Annotated in this window: 14 protein-coding genes and 2 pseudogenes; 9 read left to right on the forward strand and 7 right to left on the reverse strand. The window is 45.1% G+C overall.

From position 1 onward, the window contains the following. Positions 1-2: 2 nt before the first annotated feature. The 4 genes and pseudogenes from QMG91_RS06275 to QMG91_RS28940 form a co-directional block, all read right to left on the reverse strand. The gene (locus QMG91_RS06275; protein WP_281829663.1) at positions 3-401 is read right to left on the reverse strand and encodes a PepSY domain-containing protein; all 399 of its coding nucleotides are present in this window, start codon (positions 399-401) and stop codon (positions 3-5) included. Positions 402-556: 155 nt separating this feature from the next. Next, on the reverse strand, positions 557-757 hold the full coding sequence (locus QMG91_RS06280) for a hypothetical protein (protein WP_022602110.1): 201 nt from the start codon (positions 755-757) through the stop codon (positions 557-559). A gap of 282 nt (positions 758-1039) precedes the next feature. Further along, positions 1040-1687 carry a LysR substrate-binding domain-containing protein gene (locus QMG91_RS06285; RefSeq protein WP_345742278.1) on the reverse strand — a complete coding sequence of 216 codons (648 nt, stop codon included), beginning with the start codon at positions 1685-1687 and terminating at the stop codon, positions 1040-1042. Between the two features lie 84 nt (positions 1688-1771). Further along, positions 1772-1891, reverse strand: a pseudogene (locus QMG91_RS28940) (LysR family transcriptional regulator); the annotation flags it as partial. 115 nt (positions 1892-2006) lie between these two features. Between QMG91_RS28940 and QMG91_RS06290 the strand changes: the two are divergent. Further along, positions 2007-2378, forward strand: coding sequence for a Cif family virulence factor (locus tag QMG91_RS06290; RefSeq protein WP_281829667.1), 372 nt, complete (start codon positions 2007-2009; stop codon positions 2376-2378). A gap of 25 nt (positions 2379-2403) precedes the next feature. Here the strand turns inward: QMG91_RS06290 and QMG91_RS06295 are convergent, their stop codons facing one another. Then, complete coding sequence (locus QMG91_RS06295; RefSeq protein WP_281829670.1) at positions 2404-4140, reverse strand: DEAD/DEAH box helicase; 1737 nt, start codon at positions 4138-4140, stop codon at positions 2404-2406. A gap of 71 nt (positions 4141-4211) precedes the next feature. On the opposite strand from QMG91_RS06295, the gene rsuA reads away from it, so the two are divergent. The 3 genes from rsuA (at position 4212) to QMG91_RS06310 (ending at position 6857) form a co-directional block, all read left to right on the forward strand. Further along, complete coding sequence (gene rsuA / locus QMG91_RS06300; RefSeq protein ID WP_281829673.1) at positions 4212-4904, forward strand: 16S rRNA pseudouridine(516) synthase RsuA; 693 nt, start codon at positions 4212-4214, stop codon at positions 4902-4904. A gap of 103 nt (positions 4905-5007) precedes the next feature. Further along, a complete protein-coding gene (locus QMG91_RS06305; RefSeq protein WP_281829675.1) occupies positions 5008-6198 on the forward strand; it encodes a Bcr/CflA family multidrug efflux MFS transporter in 1191 nt (396 codons plus the stop codon). Beyond that, the gene (locus QMG91_RS06310; protein WP_281829678.1) at positions 6198-6857 is read left to right on the forward strand and encodes a DUF2913 family protein; all 660 of its coding nucleotides are present in this window, start codon (positions 6198-6200) and stop codon (positions 6855-6857) included. Before QMG91_RS06305 ends, QMG91_RS06310 begins: the two co-directional genes overlap by 1 nt. 38 nt (positions 6858-6895) lie before the next feature. On the opposite strand, the pseudogene QMG91_RS06315 reads toward QMG91_RS06310, so the two are convergent. Further along, a pseudogene (locus QMG91_RS06315) lies at positions 6896-8347 on the reverse strand (DUF2867 domain-containing protein). A 101-nt stretch (positions 8348-8448) separates the two neighbouring features. Between QMG91_RS06315 and QMG91_RS06320 the strand changes: the two are divergent. The 5 genes from QMG91_RS06320 to nhaA all read left to right on the forward strand — a co-directional run bounded on the left by QMG91_RS06320 (position 8449) and on the right by nhaA (position 15700). Beyond that, the gene (locus QMG91_RS06320) at positions 8449-9828 is read left to right on the forward strand and encodes an MATE family efflux transporter (RefSeq protein ID WP_281829680.1); all 1380 of its coding nucleotides are present in this window, start codon (positions 8449-8451) and stop codon (positions 9826-9828) included. Positions 9829-9956: 128 nt separating this feature from the next. Next, a complete protein-coding gene (locus QMG91_RS06325) occupies positions 9957-10628 on the forward strand; it encodes an ABC transporter ATP-binding protein (protein ID WP_004402320.1) in 672 nt (223 codons plus the stop codon). Next, positions 10609-13062: an ABC transporter permease gene (locus QMG91_RS06330; protein WP_022599084.1), complete on the forward strand. Its 2454-nt coding sequence runs from the start codon at positions 10609-10611 to the stop codon at positions 13060-13062. The genes QMG91_RS06325 and QMG91_RS06330 overlap by 20 nt, the downstream gene beginning before the upstream one ends. Before the next feature lies 1 nt (position 13063). Continuing rightward, entirely contained in the window at positions 13064-14182 is a 1119-nt protein-coding gene (locus QMG91_RS06335) for a lipocalin-like domain-containing protein (RefSeq protein WP_223094353.1), read from the forward strand. A 348-nt stretch (positions 14183-14530) separates the two neighbouring features. Further along, positions 14531-15700 carry a Na+/H+ antiporter NhaA gene (gene nhaA / locus QMG91_RS06340; RefSeq protein WP_004402317.1) on the forward strand — a complete coding sequence of 390 codons (1170 nt, stop codon included), beginning with the start codon at positions 14531-14533 and terminating at the stop codon, positions 15698-15700. A 59-nt stretch (positions 15701-15759) separates the two neighbouring features. Here nhaA and xthA read toward each other — a convergent pair whose 3' ends face one another. After that, entirely contained in the window at positions 15760-16566 is an 807-nt protein-coding gene (xthA, locus tag QMG91_RS06345; protein WP_004402316.1) for an exodeoxyribonuclease III, read from the reverse strand. Positions 16567-16922: the final 356 nt, after the last annotated feature.

A 16922-nucleotide genomic window follows, 5' to 3' on the forward strand; every position in this document is an offset into this window, starting at 1 on the left:
TCTTATTGTGAGTGTTTTTTAATAACTTGATTTAGGTTTCTGCCTTTAATTTGCATCAATTCAAGCGTGCTCGCATCGTATTCTACTTTGATGACATTTTCGTCATGAACCAACCTTAGCTCATAAATCCATTGATCGTCATCTTCATCCAGTTCTACGCGAATTACGCGACCATTGAGCTGCTCCGCTACTGCTTTATAGAGTGCAGAAAAAGGCTGAATTCGTCCTTCCTGAACGGCCTCATAGACATCGTCTTGATCTTCATCGATTTCGATACGAGTTCCCTCGTGGGGAACATCAATCACTACAGATTGAGGAGAGACATCTTGAAAAGCATACACATAACCTATCCCAGCAGTGAGAAAAGTTGCGGTAAAGACAGCGATAGGATGTCGAAACATAGACTTACCTTAAAAGCATTAACTTCCATCGAGTATAAACATGTCAAAATGAATGGAAAGTGAACTTGTTCTTAAGGTCTCTGAAATGCGAAAGTCAGCAGAGGATTTGAGGAAAAATGGGAAGCAGTAGCATAAAAGTTGCTACTGCCAGGAGTTTATGAAGAGACAACGCGTTTGCGTTTGTAAGCAATCACAGCCAGTACGATAAAAGCATTCAAGGCGAGCATTTCCTGCTCCTCGGGTATTTTTCCGTAAACATAGGCAAATGCTATTGCAATGGCAGCGATACTCGAGAGTTTTCTGAATAGCTGTAAGAATGTGCTCAAGGTATCCTCTAGGTTAGAAACCATCATCATAAAAAAAGCCCGCAAGTTATGCGGGCAAAAAAGATACTTCAATCATAATCGCAGGACGCCTATGAAAAAGCGAACCTGCGGTAAGTTTGCATAGTATTTCGTTGCCGTTCAATCAAACCAGTTAAACAAGAAAGGCAATCAATTCAGAATGCTGAAACTGGTTAGAAGAAAGGCGCACATTCTACATACGCAATATGAATCCGTCCTTACGGATTAGCTCAATTTTTTATAAAATTAACCATTTATTACAAAATTATACTTGAGTGTAGCAATGGGTTTGCATCAATTGGTTTGGACCAACTGTGTAGTAACAGCATCAATTGCCATGGATACAGATAAAGGTACAGAGGTTTGAAAAGGATGCAGTGCGAACACCGGGCTGGATTTCAATGTATAGCCTTTCATGGCAGGAATTAAATCTGTGCGGCTTTTCATTATTACGTCTGGAACCAGACCAACTCCCATCCCACTGGCAATTAAAGAAGCTGTCTGATGTAGGTTATTTGTATGATGTGATGCAGTGAATGCCAATTTGATTTTTTCACCATCAGAGTCACTGGTTAGTACGTGTGATATGTTCTTACCCTGCCAGTGATTCGCCACATAAGGGGCATTTTTTAGCGAAACGTTTTTGACTAATCCCTTGCAAAGCACGTCACGAATTTTCCCAATCTTTTTTTGTCGATAACTACTGTCCCGAGACTGCCCAACACGTATTGCCAAATCGATGTTATGGGTCATTAGATCGAGTTGCTCATCGCTACCTATCAAGTTGAGCGATACTGCGGGATAGCCACTGAACGCGTTTGAGAGTGCAGGTATCACAATGCTATCCATTAAGGCATGAGGTGCCGTAATCGTTACTTTCCCACTTGGTTCGGTTTGCTGCTTATGTACTTCTTCCCAAGCTAGGTTGGCGATGGTATCCATCTGACAACAGTGCTGATAGAAATTTTCTCCCGCCTGAGTGAGTGATTGTTTTCTAGTGGTTCGCTTTAATAAAATTGTTTTGAGTTCGGACTCAAGTTGTTTGAGGTGCTGACTCAGAACAGATTTAGATAAATCAAGCCTTTCCGCCGCTTTGGTTATTGATCCGGATTCACGATAGTCTTGAAAAGGGTCATTTGACGAAATCTGTCCATAATTGTTCCATTTAGTTAAACAGTGATTTCTTGTTAGTTTGTTTTTCTTTACTAATCATATCGGTAAATTTCTTGTTATTCACTCATTCGAAAAATGGAATAAAAATATGTCTCAAAATGTACTTGAAGCGTGTAAAGCAGGTATAGCGGCCTGGCAGCAGGCGTTTAATGATGGCAATGCGAAAGGCTGTGCTGCTCAGTATGCAGAGGGAACAGAGATGGTTGCAAAACCATTTGGTACTTTCAAAGGGACCCAAGAGATAGAAGCGTTTTGGACGAACCTGATTCAGCAAGGGTTTTCTCTGGTGGAGTATTCAGATGTTAAGTGGCAACCGGAGGGAGAAGATGGTTATATTCTGACTTCCAAATGGCAGATGAACAAGGCATATGGGCTGGTTCATCGCGAGCATTGGAAAATCCAAAGCGATGGCGACGCTCGCCTAGTTTACGATGAGTTTGAAGTACTCGGTGAGCGGTAAGTGCTCACATGAAAAGAGTTAACGATTATTGAGTCAGCTCGTCGGCAAAGATCTTATCTCGCATTTTCCAGAATCGCCCGGATTTACGGGCAATCACAAACTGAGGTAGGCGAAACCGATGTTGGTGATTGACCACCTTTGTGGGAGAGCTTTCTTCAAACGGGCGATGCTTGTCGGCAAGATGGGGTCTGACAAAGGCTTTGTGGAAAGTTTCTTTCTGCTTTTTCGTCGTTAATGACCAAAACTGATGGACTTGCGCATTGTTGTCGCCGAAATAAGTTACTTTTAGCTGCGACTTGCCTTTGTCATCCTTATGGACGGATAACTGCATATCCGTACACTCAAAGACTAAAGCATCTTTAAGGTTTAGCGCCTCTTTTAGCTTTTTATCTGGATCAACGAGTGTGGCGTCGCATTCATGGCAAATGCGTGCTGCAATGTCATTGTCAGCGCCACACTCGGGGCAGTATTTTGCGCGAAAACGGTAGTCGCAATGTTCGCGAGTTCCGTCTTCATCCTCAAAGTAGCCTTGGCACTTTCTGCCGTAGTGTTCAATAAGGAAACCCGCAGAGTCGAGTTTGCCCCAAAAACTATTATTGAAGCCGCATGACGGACACGGGATAGTGATGATCTCACTTTCTGAATCTGGTTTAGGATTACCAATTTCTGGCTGATAGAGATCGTAACTGTTCCCTGCGTAATCCAATACCAGACACTCAGTCTTGCCCTCTGAAAGACGAAGCCCTCGACCGACAATTTGCTGATAAAGGCTGACGGATTCAGTTGGGCGCAAAATTGCAATTAAATCGACGTGAGGTGCATCAAAACCCGTCGTCAGAACTGATACATTAACCAGAAACTTTATGTCGCGGTTTTTAAATGCCTGAATGATGCTGTCGCGCTCTTTGGTTTCCGTATCGCCAATCACAATCGAAGATTGGTTTTTTGGGAGTAAATTTAAAATTTCCTGAGCGTGTCGAACGGTAGCGGCAAATATCATCACTCCATGCCTTTGCTCGGCGTGATGAATGATCTGCTGAACAATTTGAGGAGTGGCTCGTTTAGATTGTTCTATCACCATGTCCATTTCGGACTCTTTGTAGCGCCCGGTGGATGCAGGTTTTAACTGAGAGAAGTCGTAGCTTAAAACTGGGGCATCAACCATTTTTGCTGGGGTGAGAAAGCCTTCATCTAACAGGTAACGAATAGGAAGCTCGAATATACAGTCGCGGAAAAATCTGGGCTCCTCACTTCGGACTAAGCCGCGAGTGTGGTATTGGTAAATCCAGCCCATACCCAAGCGATAAGGTGTTGCGGTAAGCCCAAGTACTTTGATCCCCGGGTTGATGGACTGAACATGGCTGATCACTTTGCGGTAACTGCTGTTGGTGTTATCTGGTACGCGGTGGCACTCGTCAATCACCAGAAGAGAAAACTGATTGGCAAAAGCATCCAGATTACGAACGACGGACTGAACAGAAGCGAATACTACCTGTTGATCGGTTTCTTTTCGCCCAAGACCTGCCGAGTAAACTGAACCTTGCAAGCCGTATCCTTCATATTTGGCGTGGTTTTGCTCTACCAGCTCTTTTACATGCGCAAGGACTAATACTCGCCCCTTCGCTAGCCTGGCGAGTTCGGCGATAACCAAACTTTTACCAGCGCCGGTGGGCAACACAATAACGGCAGGGGAGCTGTTTTTGCGAAAGTAATGAACTACCGCTTTTACGGAGTCTGCTTGATAGGGGCGAAGGGTGTACATGTAATAATGAAAATCGTCACTTATTTTTGTTTGCTGGGTATAATACCCGACTTAGTAAAATTGAGGTATCCATGCGTTTAGACAAATTTCTCTGTGATGCTCTGGGAGCAACACGTAAAGAAGCCACCAAAATAATCAAAAGCGGTGACGTGACCGTTAACGGTGTAATGCAAAAGAGTGGCGCATTTAAAGTGACCAAAGATTGCGATGTAGAATGGCAGGATCGACCTATTGCGATGCAAGGTCCACGTTACATCATGCTTTTTAAGCCTGATGGTTTTGTTTGCTCACATGAAGACGGTTTTAACCACACTGCCTTTGTTCTTCTAGACGAAGTAAAAATGGAAAACCTTCATTTCGCAGGTCGCCTGGATGTAGACACTACAGGATTGGTTTTGATAACCGACGATGGAAAGTGGTCTCATCGCATTACATCTCCTAAACACAAGTGTGAGAAAACCTACCGCGTCTTGCTTGCCGATCCAGTTAAACAGGAGTATGTTGAGCAATTCAAACAGGGTATTGAACTGAGAAATGAAAAAGAACCCACACTTCCTGCTCACCTTGAGATTATTGACGACAATGAAGTGTTGTTAACCATTCATGAAGGAAAATACCATCAGGTGAAACGCATGTTTGCCGCACTGGGAAACAAAGTGGAAGCCTTACATCGTGAGCGCATCGGTGACATTTACCTGGATGAAGATCTGGAGCCCGGTGAATACCGCTATCTGACTCAAGAAGAAATAGATTCCGTTTGGTAGAAAAGCAGTCTTTATGCATCGCTGCCTCTGAGTACTGACGCGTCCAGCTTTGGGCTGATAAAACTGTTTTTAGCCTACTCTACTTTCTCTAATTAGGAGAATTATGCCGTCTCAAACGACACCGCAACTCGGACTGTTGCTGTTTATTATTTTAGGCGCTATTGGTGCACTGACACCTCTAGCCATTGATATGTATTTGCCAGCAATGCCTACGATCGCAAAAGATCTGGGCGTGACTGCTGGCGAAGTACAAATGACTTTAACCGCCTATACCCTTGGCTTTGCCTCAGGCCAGTTGCTACATGGTCCATTAGCCGACAGTTATGGTCGTAGACCGGTTTTATTAATTGGTGTGACTCTGTTTGGTCTCGCTGCCATTGTATCGGCTTCGACCAATGGAATTGATGCGCTGATGACAGTGCGCGTAGCTCAAGGTTTTGCAGGGGCGGGAGCCGCAGCCGTCATTCAGGCAGTGGTTCGTGACATGTTTGACCGCGAAGATTTTGCGCGCACCATGTCGTTTATCACCCTGGTTGTCACCTTGGCTCCTCTGGTTGCTCCAATGATTGGCGGGCACTTAGCCGTGTGGTTTGGTTGGCGCTCCATTTTCTGGACACTGGCTATATTTTCGGCGATTGTCATTGCGGCTGTACTTTGGAAAATCCCAGAGACTCTGGCACCTGAAAACAGGCAACCTTTAAACTTCAGAACGAGCCTGCGAAATTACGCCAAGCTATTTAAGAACCCGGTTGCGCTTGGGCTTAATTTTTCTAGCGCTTTTTCTTTTTCTGGCATGTTTGTTTTTTTAACAGCAGGCTCTTTCGTATACATCGACCTTTATCATGTATCGCCTGATCAATTCGGTTACTTATTTGGTCTGAACATTATCTGCATGATAGCTATGACCGCACTAAATGGTCGGATTGTTAGGAAAATGGGCTCTCACTGGATGCTTAAGTTTGGGTTAGCCATTCAGCTCATTGCGGGTATTGGCTTGTTTGTCGGCTGGCTATTTGATTTCGGGCTTTGGGGCATCGTGCCTTTTGTCATGCTGTTTGTTGGCACCATCTCCACCATTGGTAGTAATAGCATGGCGTTATTACTCAGCGGTTACCCCACTATGGCCGGGACTGCTTCTTCATTGGCAGGTACGCTAAGGTTCGGCATTGCTTCCATTATGGGTGCTGCTGTTGCAATGATGCCATCCGACAGTGAAATCCCAATGATTATGATGATGTTCTTGTGTGCGGTATTATCCGCGCTGTTCTATTGGACGTTAGGAAGAAAAGCGTAATGTCTGCGTATCATATTGAAATTCAAAAACTGGTAAATGCTGCACTTGATGAAATGGATCAGGAGCATGTAAAGGGGCGATTAACCAATGCGCCTGTCAGCAACACTAACTTTTTATTGCGCTGGATAACCAAATCCATCAAAGGGCAAAGATTTCACCGCTTGGCGAGTGGCGACCTTATAAAGTGGCAAAAATCGGGAAGAAGTAAAGGGACCCAATTAGATCTGCCTACTTTGTTTCGTCAGATATCGACGCTTTACAGTGAACTTGCACCTGTTGACCAAGAACCAAAAGCCATTCTAGATAGTGAAATCGAAGCATTTATCGATTTTATGGAAGAGAAAGGCTGGGCAGTGTGTACAGAATACGATGCACGCGAAAAGATTCAGGTGTTTACCGAAGGTGACAGTTCATTCCTGCTTTGTTCGCATCAATGTGATGACTGCTTTGATGGAGAAAACCTCGTCAAGCCTATGAGCTGGTATGTTCGTGGAAATCACGCCGAGTTTGTTAAGCTGGCGACAGAGAAAGGTTTTTTGGTCCACAAGGTGACGGATTACAAATCCAAAGTGAAATACCACGGTGAGTACCTGATTTTCCCAAATAACCACGGACCGCAGCTGGCGGAAATACCAATTGGTTATGCGGTGGATAGTTAAATCTATCAAAACTGGAAAGAGAGCCAAGCGGCTCTCTTTTAGTTTGAGTTCTTTTCAGCCAGTTTTGCAATGGCTTTCACCATCCCTTTGAATACAAAAAGATGGGCGGGCATCATGGCAAACCAGTAGAGTAATCCCAAGAAGCCTTTTGGATGCCACCAGGCTTTTACTTCAAGTTCTCTGTGCTCTCCATGATCTCTCAAAGTGAATTCCAATCGCCCAAGCCCGGGACCTTTCATTCCAAACAGTAGAGAAACAAATTCATTTTCCCGATGCTTAATAACTTTCCAGGAATCAATGAAATCGCCTTCCTTCAATGTGCCGTCACTTGGATGTTGTCTGACTGGCAGACCGCCGCCAAAAAGTACATCCAGTCACTCTCTTAATCGCCACAAACCTGTTGCGAAAAAATAGCCATGCTCAGCACTTCCAATTTGTTTTACATATGTCCATATTTCATTTGCCTGAGCATTTGATCGGATTTTAGCGCCTGTCTGCTTAGGGTAGTAACCAAAACCGGGCTGCCACCGCTTTAGGGCGGCGGGGTCAAAACCCCAGACATTACTTCGTAAGTATTTCCCTTCGCTGGCGATGGCATTTGCTACTGCATCTTCAAAAGAAATTAACGACTGAGGGATCTGGCTTCGTATCTCGCGATTGTCAGCAATAAAATCGTGGGTGAGCCCTGCCAATAACGCCCGACCAACGCTGGAAGGCACTGAAGTGACTAACCCTAGCCAATATCCGGCAATGGCAGGTGTGAGCAGAGCAGTAGAGTAGATCTGGCGCTTTTCCCCGGTAATTGCGCTGATGATTTCGAATTGCTGGCGGTAACTGACGATATCAGGACCGCCAGCTTCGTACATTTGATGCTGCGTAGGAGAGGTCTTTGCGAGTTCCAGTAAGTAGTGATTTAAGTTCTCCAGAGCGATAGGGTTTGCTTTAGAGTCTATCCACTTAGGGGCAATAATGACGGGTAAGTTGTAGATGAAATCACGCATTATTTCGAAAGCTGCGCTTCCGGCACCTATGATAACGCCAGCTCGCAACTCTGTTACGGGAACCTTCGAAAGCCTCAGCGTTTCTCCTGTTTCTCTTCTGGCTTTTAAATGTCTGGAATCTCCTGTTTGCGGTTGCAGCGAACTCAGGTAAATCACATGCTTTATATCGCTGTTATCCAAAGCTTCACGAAAATTAATCGCCAGAGACAGTTCATAATCCAGGAAATCGTAGCCTTGAGCCATTCCGTGTACTAAGAAAAAAGCTATATCGACATTTTTTACGGCGTTCAGCGTCGCTTGCTTATCCGATAGATCGAGAAATTCTATGGTCAGGTCGGGATGAGGTGCGACTCTCTGCCTCAGATAGTCGATCTGGCGCGCGGTCGCAATGACTTCATATCCTTGCTCTAAAAGCTGTGGAATCAATTGCGATCCGACATACCCAGAAGCACCTAGCACTAACACACGAGTTTTTTCCATATAATCCATATACTTATTAATGTTATTCATATAGATTGATAGTTCGGATGAAATTATCGCCATTTCTCCGCGCTCACTCCATATTTCTTACCGGATGCTCAGAGGGACGTATGACATCAACCGCACATCTTGCATTTCAGCATACTCGAGGAGACTTTGTTCGCAAACTGTTCGCGATTGCCTTACCGATCACATTGCAAAGCATGATGTTTTCTAGCCGGGGTATGGTGGATGTTTTGATGTTGGGACAACTCGGTGAAGCTGAAATTGCCGCAGTTGGAATCGCCTCTCGTGCCATGTTCGTCACTACCATCATGCTAGTGGGCATCACTACCGGTGGGGCTATGCTTATCGCCCAATATTGGGGAGCGGCTAATCATCAGGGGGTAAAAGAAAGTACGGCATTAACCTGGATGATTTCGATGCTGGTGGCTGCGTTAACGGTGTTTGGGTTTGTCTTCTTTCCATCCGAGATAATGGCAATTGCGACCGATTCCCCAGAGGTCGTTGATCTTGGAAAAGACTACATCATTCTTACCGCATTCAGCATGTTTGGTGTTGCCTGCGTTGCCAGTATGGCGGTGGGGTTAAGGTCGATTCAAAAACCCGGGTTAAGTACATTTTTTAGCGGTATCGGAATTCTTTCGAATGTCTTTTTTAATTGGGTTTTGATCTTCGGTAACCTCGGCGCTCCGGCGCTCGGAATTAAAGGGGCAGCAATTGCAACGCTTATCAGTAGCTGTATTGAAGTCACCTGCCTGTTTGGTTACCTGTATTGGAAAAAACACCTTTTGTCGTTTGGTTTTAAAGAGATGGCAAAGGTTTGGAATATGGATACCGTTACCCGGTTTTTAAAACTGTCATTGCCAACGACCTTTAACTTTCTTGCATGGGCGGGAGGTTTATTTGCTTACCATGCAATATTAGGGCAAGCCGGAGTACAGGGGTTGGCGGCGTTGTCCGTTATGACACCAGTAGAATCTATGTCACTCTGCTTGTTGATTGGAGTATCAAATGCATCCGCAGTGCTCATTGGCAACCAATTGGGTGCCAAAGATTACGAGTCGGTTTACTACCGGGCGATTGGTTTGGTAGCCATCAATATTGTTCTCGGCATAATCACTGCGACGGTGCTTTTTGTCGCTCAAATGTATATCTTGGATGCATTTACCGCGTTAACCGAAGAAACTCGGGCGTTAAGCGAGAAATTCATCTTGATTTTATGCGTGGGCATTGTCCTGCGATCTTTCCCAATGATGGCCATTGTCGGTATCTTGCGGGCGGGTGGGGATGTGAACTTTTGTCTTTATCAGGACTTGATAGCTCAATGGGTCATAGGTATTCCGGTAGCGGCATTTTGTGCGATCATATTGGGCTGGAAACCCGAGTTCATATTTGCTTTATTTTTGCTTGAAGAGCTCATCAAATGGTTCGGATCTTCATACCGTATAAAAAGCAAGAAGTGGATACGTAATTTGGTCGGAAATTGAACGAATATCGCTATGATAATGTAACGAAGTGCATATAGTGTGATCCCTGCGTCAAAATGCTTCCTAGTCACAGGGTTTTAGTGTAGATTCTCTTACCTAATTTCTAACTAAGCCTGTTGAGTAAGTGAATGTTAAATCTTTCAGACCTATGTAAAGGGTACGTAGATGGTGGTGAATTTCATCCCGTACTGCAAGGGGCTGAATTAACGTTGGAGCAAGGTGAACAGCTAGCCCTAATGGGGGAAAGCGGCTCCGGAAAAAGCACTTTACTCAATCTTATTGCAGGTATCGATCAAGTCGACTCTGGCGAGATTTGGTTCGCCAAATTTGGTATGCATACCCAGCCAGAATATAAGCGCACAGCGTATCGTAGAAATAACATCGGACACATCTTTCAGCAGTTCAACTTACTTCCTACCCTGAATGTCGCAGACAATATCCGCTTTTGTCGTCAGCTCAAAGGTCTTCCTGAAGACAGAGGACTGTGGCGTCAGATTTTGTCTGCTCTTGACCTAATGCCTTTATTGGGTCGCTACCCTGAAGAAGTATCCGGTGGACAGCAGCAACGTGCCGCCATTGCACGTGCTCTGTATATGGAACCGAAACTGCTCCTTGCGGATGAACCAACGGGCAGCCTGGACGAACGTAATGCTGAAGCTGTGATGCGATTGCTTACCACCCTGACCAAACAGCTGGATTGCACCTTACTACTGGTCACTCACAGTGAAAAAGTGGCGCAGCATATGGAAGGCTGCATTCGTCTTCAGGGAGGACAACTGCATGTTATGGCCCGTAGTTAAAGCACTACTCGGTCACTACAAGCGTCACCCGCTTCAGATTGTTTTAGTCTGGCTTGGTCTGACCCTCGGGGTTTCTCTTCTGGTTGGCGTTCTCGCCATTAACCACCATGCTAAACAAAGTTACAGCGCAGGCGAAAAGCTGTTTTCAAACCCTTTACCTTATCGTATTCGACCTGTCCAAACTGCCAGCAAGATCCCTCAGGGTTTTTATGTTCAACTGCGGCGTGAAGGGTTTCACCAATGCATGCCGTTTGATGCTTACCGAATTTCTACCCAAACTGGTTTAGAACTGACCATTACTGGTTTAGACCCTGTCGCCATGCTGGAATTGCAGCAGGGCGCATCTCTTCGCGACATCAACACCCTTAAGCTCAAAGAGCCACCGTATCCGATCATGGTCAGCTCTGATCTAGCATCTCACCTAAACTGGCGAGATGGTGACTACATTCCTTTGGAAGACGGAAGCTTACTGGGACCACTTCTGGTTGATGAGCAGAACTTGCTTTCTGGTACCCGAGTTGTTGCAGATATCGCTTTGATTCGAATGCTCAGTCGCCGTACAGGGTTTGATCTTATCGCGTGCGGAAAAATGCCACCAGAAAAAGTGGAGAAGCTCAAAGAGCTGCTTCCTAATGGTATGAAGTTCTCGCAGAATACCAGAGCCGAACTGGACTCTCTTACACTGGCGTTCCATACCAACTTAACAGCGTTGGGAATGCTTTCCTTCTTTGTAGGGTTGTTCATTTTCTATCAGGCAATGACGCTTTCTTTTGTTCAGCGTCAGCCCCTCGTTGGTGTATTGCGCCAAACCGGGGTTTCGATGTGGCAACTTACCTTGGCTTTGGTATACGAGCTGATTTTCTGGATCTTGATAGCATGGCTCTGCGGAAATGTGTTTGGCTTGTTCCTGGCTAACCAGCTAATGCCAACGGTTTCCGCAAGTTTAGAAGACCTTTACAACGCCAATGTGGGGCTAGATATTCAGTGGAGCTGGGAATGGAGCAAGAAGAGCCTTCTTGTCGCCATTATGGGGACTCTTCTGGCCTGTAGTTTCCCATTATTCCGCCTTCTTCGCACTCAGCCTGCACGTCTGAGTGCCAAATTGTCGATTGTTCGCTTTGCAGGTAAAGAGTTTACGTTTCAGGCGATGCTTGCGTGCGTGTTTTTGATTGCAGCAGTTGCCGTTCATCAGGCTAACCAAACTCAGGAATCGGGCTTTGCCTTGATAGCACTGCTTCTGATCAGTGTTGGCTTATTCATGCCATGGGTGGTGTGGAAAATCTTTAACATTCTTTCTTTCTCTCTAACCTGGGTGAAAGCTCGCTGGTTCTTTGCTGATTGTGCTGCCAGTATGAGTTACCGAGGCGTTGCGGCAATGGCGTTTATGCTGGCGCTTGCCACCAACATTGGTGTTGAGACCATGGTTGGTAGTTTTCGTGAGACAACCGACAAATGGCTGACTCAACGTTTGGCTGCCGACGTTTATGTGATGCCAACTAACAGTATTGCCAAGCGAATGAGTTCTTGGCTAGATGACCAAGATGAGGTCAAAGAGGTCTGGTGGCGCTGGGAGAAAGACATCAATAACATTGATGGGACACTTCAAGCCGTCAGTACCGGAAATTCTACAGGTGAGAAAGGCGCTCTGACGATCAAAGTAGCTATTCCAGATTACTGGTTCCACCTTCACCATTCCCAAGGTGTGATGGTCAGTGAATCGATGGCGATTAAACTGGGCATTCGCGCAGGTGATTACATTCAACTTCCTGCACCTCTGGAAAGTAATTGGCAGGTAGTGGGCGTCTATTATGATTACGGAAACCCATACAATCAGGTAATGTTGTCGCATCGAAACTGGCTGACTCATTTTGCCAATCAGGGTGAAGTGGGGTTGGGCATCATCATGGAAGACGGGGCAGAAACCAGCATTTTACTCAGAAAGTTGAATCAAGAATTCAAGCTTTCTCCTGAACGAGTTTACGACAACAATAAGGTGCACGATCAGGCTCTGAAAGTGTTTGACCGTACCTTTGGTATCGCAGGAACTCTGGGGAATATCACCTTAGTCATCGCTGTGTTTGGGCTGTTCTTCGCAACTCTTGCAGGTGAGATATCACGACAACGTCACTTTGCGCTTCTCCGGTGCTTTGGGTTGTCTGCGAAAGAGCTGGTGCTTTTAGGTGGCTTACAGCTGCTTGTGTTGGGGGCTTTTTCTGCGCTAATCGCTATTCCTCTCGGGTTAGTTTTGGCAGATCTGATGATTGACGTTGTTCTGAAGCAATCTTTTGGCTGGACGATGCAGCTGGAGGTTATTCCTTGGGAATACGGGGCAACATTTGCCTGGTCGTTCAGTGCGCTGATGATTGCCGGAGCTTGGCCTGTATTTAATATGGTTCGCAAAACACCGATGAAATCTCTAAGGGACGCTCTGTAGAATGGCACGCCCCACCAAACTTAAAATATTTCCTATTCTGTTTTCTATCATTGCCCTGAGCGGTATTGGCTGGATCTTTTATGACTCATTTTACGGTGGCGTAACTGGGGAACATCACAACGAAGTGAATGCGGTGCTGATAGGCAGCAAAGACGCAGTATTTGAACCTGTCTTACCTGATGATCCTGTCGCTATTCCCGAGGATTTTAAAGAACACCCAGAATTTCAACACGAATGGTGGCACTTTTTTGCCAACGTACAAGACGAACAAGGTGAGCACTACGGGATACAGTGGAGCTTTTTCCGAATAGCCAATGACGAACGTGAAATGAGTGGTTGGCAAAGCCCTCAGATGTACCTGTCTCACGCTGTTATCACCTCGAATCAAACCAGTATTAAAGAACAGCGCGTTGCTCGAGGGGGCATTGGGCAGGCGGGTATTCAGGAACTACCTTTTGGTATGTGGATAGACAACTGGCGTTGGAAAACCACAGGTAGCTCACCATTTCCGGGTAGCTTACATATCTCGACGGATGAGTTTGAATTGAATCTGGATAGCACTGCCATCGGTCCCTATGTGGTCAACGGCGAGCTGGGTTACCAGATCAAACACGATTTATTGCCTGTTGCATCCTATAGCATTAGCGCACCTTTTATCAGGACGAAAGGTGAACTAACTCTTGGAGGCAAGACCTATCGGGTACAAGGCGAAGCCTGGTTCAACAAAGAATGGGGCAGTGGTCTGCTGGCGGAAGGTCAGCAAGGCTGGGATCAATTTGCGTTGCGTCTGGAAGACGGAAGAACGTTGATGGTTAACCAATATCGCCATATCCGTCAGCCGTCCTATACTTTTGGTACATTAGCAAACCGCAAAGGTGATGTTGTAGTGTTGCAAGGTGACGAATTAGAAATTATCCCAATAAGTAATTCTACCCTTCGCAACGGTCGTACTTTACCCCTTCAGTGGATTATTAATGTACCGGAGCACAATATCAATCTGACGACACGAGTGATGAAAGCAGAGCAGTGGCTACCCTTTGCGATTCCATACTGGGAAGGACCAATAGTGGCAACGGGAAGCCATGACGCCATTGGTCTGATGCAGTTAACTGGCTATTGAATGAATAGGATTTACAGTGCCTAACGATTCAAAATAAGCATTCACTCTCATAATTCGATTCAGAAAAAACCGTGTTCTTGTAGCGCGGTTTTTTTGTAGCTATAAATAGCGAATAAGTTGCAACGATTAGCCTTATAAACTGTGAAGAGGTTTACACTTAGGTAAGACGTAACAGGCAGCTTAAGAATAACAGTAAGGAATACTCTGGTTAAAACATGGTTATCTTCGGAAATACCGATGTTTTGACTCTGAACAAGCGATTTTTCTAAGACCAAGTCACATTATAAACTTTGGCGTATTGTTTGTTAGCATTCTATTAACAAAAGTAGATAAAAAAAGGGCGATATCATGAATGATGTCATAAAACACTTTTTTAAGATGGAATCAGCGGGTGGCATAATCTTGGTAATTGCAGCAGCAATTGCAATGTTTGTAGCAAACTCTCCACTTAATGAAATGTACCAAGCTGGTCTTCATACCTACATCTTGGGCATGTCCGTCTCTCACTGGATCAATGACGGCTTAATGGCTGTGTTCTTCCTTCTCATTGGTCTAGAAGTAAAACGCGAACTTCTCGAAGGTGCTTTAAAATCGAAAGAAACAGCTATCTTTCCAGCCATTGCCGCTGTCGGCGGTATGCTAGCACCAGCACTTGTTTACATTGCTTTCAATAGCGGTGACCCAACAGCAATGCAAGGTTGGGCGATTCCTGCGGCAACCGATATTGCGTTTGCACTGGGTATCATGGCGCTGCTAGGTAAACGTGTACCAGTTAGCCTGAAGGTTTTCCTGCTTGCGCTGGCTATCATCGACGACTTGGGTGTTGTTGTTATCATCGCTCTGTTCTACACAGGTGAACTTTCTACAACCGCACTGCTGATAGGCTTTGTCGCCACCGCTGTACTGTTCTTTATGAACAGCAGGCACATCACCAAACTTCGCTGGTATCTGATTGTCGGATTCATCTTGTGGGTAGCGGTACTTAAATCTGGTGTTCACGCAACACTTGCTGGTGTGGTGATTGGTTTTGCTATCCCACTCAAAGGCAACGAGGGTGAAAGATCTCCACTGAAACATCTGGAACATTCATTACACTCTTACGTAGCGTTCCTGATTCTGCCTATCTTTGCGTTTGCGAATGCGGGTATTTCGCTGGAAGGTGTTTCACTTTCAGGTCTGACGGACATGCTTCCGCTAGGTATTGCGCTAGGTCTGTTGGTTGGTAAACCTCTGGGTATCTTCAGCTTTAGCTGGGCTGCTGTAAAACTTGGTGTAGCAAGGCTACCAGAGGGAATCAACATGGTGCACATCTTTGCGGTGTCGGTTCTGTGTGGTATCGGATTTACGATGTCGATATTCATCTCCGGGTTAGCGTTTGTCGATGTAAGTGCCGAGTTCGATACTTATTCAAGACTGGGTATTTTGATGGGATCGACAACCTCTGCGATTCTCGGATACCTGCTGCTTCACTTCTCACTGCCTAAAGAGCCAGTGGTTGTAGAAGAAGTACAACACTAAGCGTTAGAAAAAACAAAACCCCGCTAGAGATAGCGGGGTTTTTTCGTTGTAGAGAATGATTATTTAAATACAGACCAGATAGGTGCGTGGTCAGACGGCTTTTCAATCCCACGCAGTTCGTAGTCGATATCCGCTTCAATACATTTGCTTGCGAGAGTAGGTGTTGCCAAAACTACGTCAATACGGAGTCCACGGTTGTCATCGAACCCTCTTGAGCGGTAATCGAACCATGAGAATTTATCATCCACCTCTGGGTGCAGATTACGGAACGTGTCTTCGAATCCCCAATCTAAAAGTGTTTGCAACCATTCACGTTCAATAGGCTGGAATGAACATTTGCCCGTTTTCAACCAACGCTTGCGGTTTGGTTCACCAATGCCAATATCAAGATCGACCGGGCTAATGTTGATATCACCCATCACAATGATTTGCTCATCGTTGGTGTGATGATCGTTAAGGTAGGTCATTAAGTCTTTGTAGAACTGCTCTTTGTATGGAAACTTTGTTTCATGGGCGATATTGTCACCCTGAGGGAAATAACCATTTAATACCGTGACTTTCTCACCATTGGCGTCTTCGAAAGTCGCCATAATCATACGCTTTTGATGATCTTCGTTATCGGTTGGGAAGCCTTTTTTAACTTCAATTGGCTCTTGTTTACATAACATGGCCACGCCGTAGTGGGCTTTCTGTCCATGGAAGTAAACTTTGTAGCCCATCGCTTCCACATCTTCTAACGGGAAAGCATCGTCGTGAACTTTGATTTCCTGCAAACCAATCACATCTGGCTGGTGCTTATCAATAAGTGCTTGTAGTTGATGAAGGCGAGCACGCAAACCATTGATATTGAAACTTATTACTTTCATTTTATTAATATCCTCTGATGAGACCTTGCAATCCTTTGCAGTTCTAGGTTTCTGTTTGTAAAGGTATTCATTGGAGTGACTACCTATCTCTACGCCAATTTAAACACTTTTGAATGGGAACGGCTATACTGCCAGGTTACAGGAATAGAAATATTGTTGTTTGTAGTCTTGATGTATCGACAGGCAGTTTAGCGTTGAGGAGCTTGATGTTCACTTATCAGCGTCTGAAATGCTTTCATTTCAAACTATCAGGTAAATAACGGATATATTTTCAACAAGTTAGTTATTGGTTACAAATGAATGTCAATGTTGGAATTCTGTAAATTTGATAGTGTACGGTATTTTGATTTTTTATG

This window comes from Vibrio nigripulchritudo (genome assembly GCF_027924785.1).
GTDB lineage: Bacteria > Pseudomonadota > Gammaproteobacteria > Enterobacterales > Vibrionaceae > Vibrio > Vibrio nigripulchritudo.

Excerpts from the sequence above, each read along its gene's own strand:
- QMG91_RS06275 (WP_281829663.1), bottom strand. The coding sequence starts at position 401 with ATGTTTCGACATCCTATCGCTGTCTTTACCGCAACTTTTCTCACTGCT.
- QMG91_RS06280 (WP_022602110.1), bottom strand. The coding sequence starts at position 757 with ATGATGATGGTTTCTAACCTAGAGGATACCTTGAGCACATTCTTACAG.
- QMG91_RS06285 (WP_345742278.1), bottom strand. The coding sequence starts at position 1,687 with ATGGATACCATCGCCAACCTAGCTTGGGAAGAAGTACATAAGCAGCAA.
- QMG91_RS06290 (WP_281829667.1), top strand. The coding sequence starts at position 2,007 with ATGTCTCAAAATGTACTTGAAGCGTGTAAAGCAGGTATAGCGGCCTGG.
- QMG91_RS06295 (WP_281829670.1), bottom strand. The coding sequence starts at position 4,140 with ATGTACACCCTTCGCCCCTATCAAGCAGACTCCGTAAAAGCGGTAGTT.
- rsuA (WP_281829673.1), top strand. The coding sequence starts at position 4,212 with ATGCGTTTAGACAAATTTCTCTGTGATGCTCTGGGAGCAACACGTAAA.
- QMG91_RS06305 (WP_281829675.1), top strand. The coding sequence starts at position 5,008 with ATGCCGTCTCAAACGACACCGCAACTCGGACTGTTGCTGTTTATTATT.
- QMG91_RS06310 (WP_281829678.1), top strand. The coding sequence starts at position 6,198 with ATGTCTGCGTATCATATTGAAATTCAAAAACTGGTAAATGCTGCACTT.
- QMG91_RS06320 (WP_281829680.1), top strand. The coding sequence starts at position 8,449 with ATGACATCAACCGCACATCTTGCATTTCAGCATACTCGAGGAGACTTT.
- QMG91_RS06325 (WP_004402320.1), top strand. The coding sequence starts at position 9,957 with ATGTTAAATCTTTCAGACCTATGTAAAGGGTACGTAGATGGTGGTGAA.
- QMG91_RS06330 (WP_022599084.1), top strand. The coding sequence starts at position 10,609 with ATGTTATGGCCCGTAGTTAAAGCACTACTCGGTCACTACAAGCGTCAC.
- QMG91_RS06335 (WP_223094353.1), top strand. The coding sequence starts at position 13,064 with ATGGCACGCCCCACCAAACTTAAAATATTTCCTATTCTGTTTTCTATC.
- nhaA (WP_004402317.1), top strand. The coding sequence starts at position 14,531 with ATGAATGATGTCATAAAACACTTTTTTAAGATGGAATCAGCGGGTGGC.
- xthA (WP_004402316.1), bottom strand. The coding sequence starts at position 16,566 with ATGAAAGTAATAAGTTTCAATATCAATGGTTTGCGTGCTCGCCTTCAT.